This window comes from Romboutsia sp. (genome assembly GCF_051659545.1).
GTDB lineage: Bacteria > Bacillota > Clostridia > Peptostreptococcales > Peptostreptococcaceae > JBOFOR01.
Genome location: NZ_JBOFOR010000250.1, coordinates 1 through 1,741, shown reverse-complemented (window position 1 = coordinate 1,741; position 1,741 = coordinate 1). Strand labels below are relative to the sequence as shown.

Sequence of the window (1,741 nt, the reverse complement as noted above, 5' to 3'; positions counted from 1 at the left end):
ATACTCAAAAGAAATTATATCTAGTTGAATTAAAAAGTACATTGAACATATCGACAAATCAATTAAATAGATATATTGATGTAGTACAAAAAATTAAAAATAATAAAAGTGCTAGCTTCATAATAGAGGAATTTACAACTATTATGAATAGTAGTAAAATGAAAAAAATATAAAACCTATTACAACACATATCTAGAAGAACATGTCAATAAAGGTCTATTTACTCAAGTAGTAGATGCAGAAATAATTTACATATCCCTGAATAAAGGAAATAAGCTACCTAAAAATTTAAAACATATTAGTTTCGATGATTTATGCAATATAGAATTTGACAATAAAGAAAAGAATGAAAACTGGCAATATATAAAAAAAATCCTTAAATACATCAATGATAACGCAGAATAAGTTATTATCAGAATATTTGAGATTATAAATTATTAAAGAGTTTTGAATAATTTAGGTAAGAGCAACAAGCATATATAAAATATGAAAAATAATATGAGTAAAGTAGTTAAATCAGCCTTAGTGCTTATGATAGTAACGATGCTATCAAAAATCCTAGGCTTTGGAAGAGAATTAGTACTTACATCCACATATGGAGCGAACCTAGTTTCAGATGTATATATAACAACTGTAGGAATACCTACAATTTTATTTGCAGAACCGTTGGTAAAAATATTTGCAATCAATTTTGAAGGTGAAAAGTTAAAATTAGCTATAACCTTTACTAGAATAATGATATTTGGAGTATTATTTATAGGATTAAGTAATATGATGACAGCTTGGCTTCAAATAAATGGAAAGTTTGCTATAGCAGGCATGGTAGGACTTCCATTCAACATAGCCATAATAGGTGGCATATTACTAAGTACTAATGGCAACATAAATATAATGGCTATAGGCTCCTTATTATCTATGGCTAGTATGTTCTTGTTTCAATTACCATTTGCAATAAAAAGTGGATATAAGTATAAGTTATATATAAATTTAAAAGATGAAAATATTAAAAAAATGCTAGGATTACTGATACCTGTATTTATAGGTGTTGGTGTTAATCAAATTAATTCTATTGTAGATAGAAGTTTAGCATCTACATTAGGGGATGGCTACATAACAGTACTAAATAGTGCCAATAGATTAAATAAGTTATCAAATGATGAAAATAAAGAAGAGTTTATAAAATCTGTATATAAAAGCATTAATAGCGTAGTAATTCTAATATTACCAATATCTGTAGGAGCTATAGTGCTAGCAGAACCTGTAGTAAGAATAATACTATTTGCTTCTATTACCATAGGAACTTTAATCTATGGTATGCTGATAATTATGCTTAAGGTAGAAGAAGTGAGTATAATAACAAATATGTTCAAGAAAAAACTAAAAATAGATAATACTAAAACTCCTTCCAGAACTTAGAAGGAGTTTTTACGAGTAGAATAAGTAAGTGCTATAATTGGTAAAAATGTGAAGTATAATACTAGAAAAGGATAGAGTATTGGACATTTTATATATAAAAAACATAATATATTCTTAAAAGATTTAACCTAATAAGGCGAAATTCCTCTTCCTAACCGCAGGAGGTGGAGGATGTAAGCCTACCGTTAGGTTATTTTACTATTCATATTTTTTTCTAAATTTGTTATACTAATAATACGTTTAGAACTTTCAAAACTGAATATATCAGGTTGGTACTGGAAATGGTCAGTACCGTAAAATATTCAACCAATCGCCAACTGTACAT

Annotated in this window: 1 protein-coding gene; it reads left to right on the top strand. The window is 27.2% G+C overall.

Annotation, left to right across the window (positions count from 1 at the left end):
• Positions 1–486 precede the first annotated feature (486 nt).
• Positions 487–1,416: a lipid II flippase MurJ gene (locus ACRC03_RS14265; RefSeq protein ID WP_438653253.1), complete on the top strand. Its 930-nt coding sequence runs from the start codon at positions 487–489 to the stop codon at positions 1,414–1,416.
• Positions 1,417–1,741: the final 325 nt, after the last annotated feature.